We start from the raw sequence: 5398 nt of genomic DNA on the forward strand, positions 1-5398 counted from the left end.
TCTTACAGATGAACTCGACAGAGAAACGATTCCGGTATTCATCGATGAACCGGATCATTTCCGACGTTTTGGGTCGAGTTCCGACGCGAAAAAAGCTGAGGCAGCCTTTAAAAGTTCATTGGTGTCGCGTAGCTCTTGATTTTCACGGCGAAGCCTCGCGTTTTCGGCGGCCAGATCTTCAGGCACGGGTTCTGGGATGTTTCCCGCACGGCGGGCCTGTTGGGTCCATTGACGGGCTGTGTGCCATGACACCCCCAGCTTTGGGGCTACTGCCTGGCACGCGGCTTGCATCGACATATTTTCCGCCAAGATGCGGTCCTCTACAAGACGGACCACACGATCCTTCGCATCCTGGTCAAATTTTCTTGGCATATTCCAGATTTTCCCATCTACTCAAACGGAACAAAACCTGGGACACTTCACTGCAGTGGTGCGAACTCGTGCTCCACTATGCTGAGACCCATGATTGCTCAGACGGGAAATCTGCGCCAATGGCAGTATTTCGTGGCTTTAGCGGAGACCGGTAGTTTTACAGCGGCGGCAGCGCGACTGGGAGTGAGTCAGCCGCCTGTCTCCAATGCCATTAAGCGCTTAGAAGCTGGTGTAGGTACACCGCTATTTATCCGAGGGGCGGGGGAAGTGAAACTAACCGAGGCAGGGTTGACCTTGCTTCCATATGCCCGGGTGATTAATCGCGATCTTCAGACTATGCATTCGATGATTGACGGTATCCGAAGTGGTGCGCAAAGCGGGTTTCGTTTGGCCATCAGTAGTGCGCTTCCAAGCGAGATAGGATCGCGTATTGCAGCAAAGGCACAGCAGCATGATGGAGTAGTTTTGTCGTCACTGCCTTCTGTTGAGATTCTTGCCCGTGTTGAAGAAGGCGCTATTCATGCGGGGCTTGTTCAAGCTCCGGTTCCCTTGGGTACTCACCGCAGTGCGAGGCAGTTTTCTCTGTCACGTGATCTAGTGGTGCCGCCGGGGTATTCAAGGTTGGATAAGACCTTGTCTCAATTGAATCTGCTGGTGGAGAACCTGAATGACAATTCAAGTGCAGCCAGTGGTTTGGCGAGAGAGCTATTTCGGTCGGGTGTGTCTTGCGAAATTAATGATTCAGAGGATGCTCTAGGTAGGGGCTTATTGATTGGAAGAGGGGAGGGGATGTCTTTGGTATTTCGCGGTTTTCACCAGTTTGACAATGCTATTGAGCTTCCTTCCCGTTTCGATTTTTCCGTGGATGTAGTGGTTCGCCGAGGTGGGATGGACAATGGCGCCGAGGCCATGGCGGTCGCCGAAAGAATTTGTCGAAGGATTAACCAATGACTGCACGGATGGAGATGGCCCTGGAAAACGTGTTGATGCGGTCGGGGTGTGAGGGATGGTGGTGTGCATCGCGACTGCACGATGGGGTGACTATCGGACGCAAACAAGACGAGAAAATTACGGTGGCATCCTTATATAAAATCCGGCTCCTCCACCTCACTTTGGAAGCGATTCAACGAGGTGATCTGGATCCTCGTCTTCGTGTTGACGTTGCACCGTCCAAAGGAACTTACGAAGGGTATGGGTTCGCTGCCTTTGATGACGCAGTGAACGTGAGTCTCCGAGACTTAATGAAACAAGTCGCATCGGTGTCAGATAACGTGGCCGCCCACGAGATTTTGCGTCTACTGCCTGCGTGGGCTCGAGAAGCATTTCTTAAACGGTTTCCACCTCATTATGACTTGCAAGATCGGAATAGCTTAGTGACGGCGGAGAAACAATTGCGTCAATATGTTCAATCCCAAGGGGGGAGTAGTACAGATATAGCGTTTTCTGCAGTCTCTTCGTTGGCGGAAATAACTAATGACTTGGAACAGGTTTGGAAAGACGATAGTGCAGCGGTACGTCGATCTATGTGTGAACTCTTGGGGTTGCAGGTGTGGCGTCACCGTGTTCCTTCAGGCTTTCCTCCAAGCGGCGTTGATATCTATGGAAAAACGGGCACTGTAGGACTTCTCCATGGTGAAGCTTCGATTATCCAGGTTGAGGGCGAGGAGCCCATTGTGGTGTCCATCATGCTGAAACAGGTGGTGCCAGAACAAGCAATGAGTACTCACGATGGTGCTATTGGCGAAGTGGCTAGACTGCTCGTGGACGCTCTTCGTTAGAATTTCTGCCACTTGAATACACACTTCTACCATCGCCTATATGTGAATGAAATGAGACAATTGCATTATGTGATATTGGTGGCATCCAATGCGTCTCACTTAACGTCACTCCCATGATGACTAAGCACAATCGTTTCCGTCAGTCGGTGATTGCACTCTGTTCGCTCTCCGCAGTGATGTTGAGCAGCTGTTCAGCTCTACCGTGGGAATCAGACTCAGACGTATTTCTCAAAGCTTTCAACGCGGGAGATGACAGCAAGGCTGCACGGTATCTGGATCATCCAGACCCGGAGCGCGCCCTTCATGAATTTCGGCAGTCACTTCATGGTGTGAAGGTCAACATCGAAAAATCTGATATTTCCAATGGAAAGCAGAATACTCATGTGACTTGGTCCAAAGATGGTGTGGAGTTGGAGAGCAATGGTCGGCTCGTCCTTAGTGGACAGGATGGTAAGCCTCAATGGTTGCCTTCGATCTTCGAAGCTCAGTTGAGCGATGATTCCGCACTCTTTTTTGCTGAAGATAAACAGTACGATCTTCCAATTAAAGATCGCTTGGGCAATGAATATATGACCTGGACGAAAGTTATTCAGGTACGAGGTCGCAAAGATATAGCCTCTAGAGCGCAGGAATTGGCCCAGATTTTTGCACCAGTGTCTCCCACAACGACTAAGGAGTGGATCGAGCAGACCTTGGGAGAGTCTCAGGATGAAGACACCGTGCTCCTCACTTTGAGGCAGGAAGAATTCCGGAAGATACAAGAGCAACTTAGGACCTTTGAGGGAATTTCCACTGTGGAGCAGGGGCGTCTCTTAAGCGTGTCCAAAACTCTTAACTCTCCGCTGGATGCTGAATTGAACAAATATTGGGAGTCAGTGCTCGATGCTAATTCAGGATGGTCGATACGCGCTGAGAGTTCACAAGGTATGACGACGGTAGCCTCTGAGCCGCCTCGCCGAGTTCAGCCAATCGCAACCACTCTGGATATCACACTGCAAAGCGCAGCAAAACAAGCAGTGGACAGTGAGCAACGTGCCGCAGTTCTAGTCGTGCTCAATCCTAGAACAGGAGGTGTCCTTGCCGTTGCACAAAATGACAAGGCAAATAACCAAGGGCCAATCGCACTCACCGGGCTATTCCCACCGGGATCGACGTTCAAAACTGTGACCACAGCGGCGGCACTAGAGGCAGGGGCAGTCAGCATGGATGAGGAACTACCTTGTCCTAGCAATATCACCGTCGCTGGACGCAAGATTCCCAACGATCATGACTTCGATCTAGGTAGCGTTCGACTGGAAGAAGCTTTCGCCCAATCATGTAACACAACCCAAGCGGTCATTTCGGATCGTTTGGGAGAAGATGATCTGCAACGGACTGCTTTAGAACTCGGAATTGGCTCCGACTTCGACGTACCAGGGATGACCACACTTACTGGTTCGGTGCCGCGGACACCGGCTGGACCTCCTCGTGTGGAGGCTTCTATTGGACAGGGCGAGGTTCTAGCTAGTCCATTTGGGATTGCGCTCATGCAATCGACTGTCGCTAACGGCGGCTTGCTTGTTCCTCCACAGCTCATTCAAGGCGAACAGACAGTAGTGAATAAACAGGCAGACCAGCATGTCAGCGATACAACTATTCAAAGCCTCCGGACGATGATGAAATCAACAATTGACCACGGTTCAGCTAGGTCGTTGAGTGATCTTAGTGCACTTGGCGGAAAGACTGGTACAGCAGAAATTGATGGCAAGCTTTCCAATGGCTGGTTCGCTGGAACGACAGGGGAATTGGCGATTGCGTCCCTTGTAATCGAAGGAGATTCTTCTCAGCCAGCTGTGGAAATGGCCGGGCGTTTCCTTCGCTCGCCGGATGTTCAGAAATTCTCTGGAATTCAATAAACTTGCGTCATAACCTCTAGCACGGGTTAAGTAAAGAAAAGTGTGTCTTTTCCGGGCGTGTTGCGGTTATTTGATCCAGCCTTTTTGGATGCCGAGGTTGTGTTGGTAGCTGGTGTCGATGGCGGTGTCGTATTCTGCTGGTGCACCGATGTCATTGGTAGTGGCTGTGGTGTTGTGGGTGATCAGGTCTGTTGCTGTGGAAAGTGCGTCTTGACCCCATCGTTGGTCCCTGGCGATCTTGACCGGATCGTCAGGGACTTCTGTATGTAGATACAGCCACCAATCCATCACTGTGCGTTGATGCGGTAGTGATAGTCCGCGGTGTCTGCGGGCTAGTTCTTTTATGGGGGCGTTGATGCCACCTTCGAGGCTGTTTGTTGTTGCTGCAAGGTTGTCGGGGTCGATGGTTGTTGGTGGGGGTTGCAGGTAGGTAAACAGCAGGTCTGAAGTGCCCCGGGTTTTGTTCCTAGGCATTTGCCTTGATTTCTATTATTTCTTGCGGCGGGTGCTGGTCCCAAAATTCGGTTTCCACTTCGACCGGGGTTCGGTATCCCAAGCTTTGGTGAAGCCTCGTCTCGTTCCACCATGACACCCACTCAAACGTCGCGATTTCCACCTCGACAACCTCATCCCACCTGCGAGTATGGATCAGCTCGTTTTTGTAGGAACCATTAACGTTTTCCGCCAGAGCATTGTCATAGGAATCCCCGACAGTTCCGGTGGAAGCGGCAATCCCGTGCTGGGCAAGACGCTCGTTGTAGACAACGCTGACATACTGCGAGCCGTGATCCGAATGATGAATGAGACCTGTTGTTTCCTCAGCAGACGCGATCGCCTGGTTGAGAGCTTGCAGCGGCAACGCTTCGGTGCGCATGGAATCTGATAACGCCCACCCAACGATCCGTCGGGAGTAAACATCGGTGACAAACGCGGCATACACAAAGCCTTTCTTCGTGCGCACGTAGGTAATATCAGCCACCCACAGCTTGTTCGGGCCTTCGGCTTTGAATTCTCGCTCCACCAAGTCCGGGCGTAAATCCGGCCTTTGAGGTGTGCGAGTGGTCATAGGCGAGCGGCCTTTGCCTTTGCCTGATACACCGGCTAGACGCATCAGCCGCGCGGTTTGTTCACGACCGATATCGATTCCGTCACGATGAAGAGCATGCCACATTTTCCGCACACCGTAGATGCCGTAATTATCCCGATGGATAGCACTAATGCGTTCAACCAGCACAGCATCACGAAGGCGGCGAGCACTTACCCCACGGGCCTTGGACTGACGATACCCACGCGAGGTGATGAACCCACCAGCGCGGTTTTTCTTCAACGTCTTACAGATGAACTCGACAGAGA

At 51.7% G+C, this 5398-nt stretch carries 4 protein-coding genes and 2 pseudogenes; 3 read left to right on the forward strand and 3 right to left on the reverse strand.

The window, feature by feature from the left end; translation table 11 throughout:
• Positions 1–54: 54 nt before the first annotated feature.
• Positions 55–397: pseudogene (locus tag HMPREF3148_RS08955) on the reverse strand (transposase).
• Between the two features lie 65 nt (positions 398–462).
• Between HMPREF3148_RS08955 and HMPREF3148_RS08960 the strand changes: the two are divergent.
• From HMPREF3148_RS08960 to pbp2m, 3 genes are all read left to right on the forward strand, one after another.
• Positions 463–1323: a LysR family transcriptional regulator gene (locus HMPREF3148_RS08960; RefSeq protein ID WP_012360809.1), complete on the forward strand. Its 861-nt coding sequence runs from the start codon at positions 463–465 to the stop codon at positions 1321–1323.
• A complete protein-coding gene (locus HMPREF3148_RS08965; protein ID WP_049147775.1) occupies positions 1320–2150 on the forward strand; it encodes a serine hydrolase in 831 nt (276 codons plus the stop codon). Before HMPREF3148_RS08960 ends, HMPREF3148_RS08965 begins: the two co-directional genes overlap by 4 nt.
• Before the next feature lie 113 nt (positions 2151–2263).
• Positions 2264–4045, forward strand: a complete 1782-nt coding sequence (gene pbp2m / locus HMPREF3148_RS08970) for a penicillin-binding protein PBP2M (protein ID WP_049151672.1) — start codon at positions 2264–2266, stop codon at positions 4043–4045.
• Between the two features lie 66 nt (positions 4046–4111).
• Here the strand turns inward: pbp2m and HMPREF3148_RS08975 are convergent.
• Together HMPREF3148_RS08975 and HMPREF3148_RS08980 are read right to left on the reverse strand one after the other, a co-directional pair.
• Positions 4112–4492: pseudogene (locus HMPREF3148_RS08975) on the reverse strand (IS256 family transposase); the annotation flags it as partial.
• 19 nt (positions 4493–4511) lie between these two features.
• Positions 4512–5398, reverse strand: an 887-nt coding sequence (locus HMPREF3148_RS08980; protein ID WP_083287750.1) for an IS3 family transposase, incomplete at its 5' end; no start/stop codon positions are given.

This window comes from Corynebacterium sp. HMSC05D08, assembly GCF_001807215.1.
Lineage (GTDB): Bacteria > Actinomycetota > Actinomycetes > Mycobacteriales > Mycobacteriaceae > Corynebacterium > Corynebacterium striatum.

What these genes read in the sequence shown, in the direction of transcription:
- HMPREF3148_RS08965 (WP_049147775.1), top strand. Translation starts at nt 1,320, where the DNA reads ATGACTGCACGGATGGAGATGGCCCTGGAAAACGTGTTGATGCGGTCG.
- HMPREF3148_RS08960 (WP_012360809.1), top strand. Translation starts at nt 463, where the DNA reads ATGATTGCTCAGACGGGAAATCTGCGCCAATGGCAGTATTTCGTGGCT.
- pbp2m (WP_049151672.1), top strand. Translation starts at nt 2,264, where the DNA reads ATGATGACTAAGCACAATCGTTTCCGTCAGTCGGTGATTGCACTCTGT.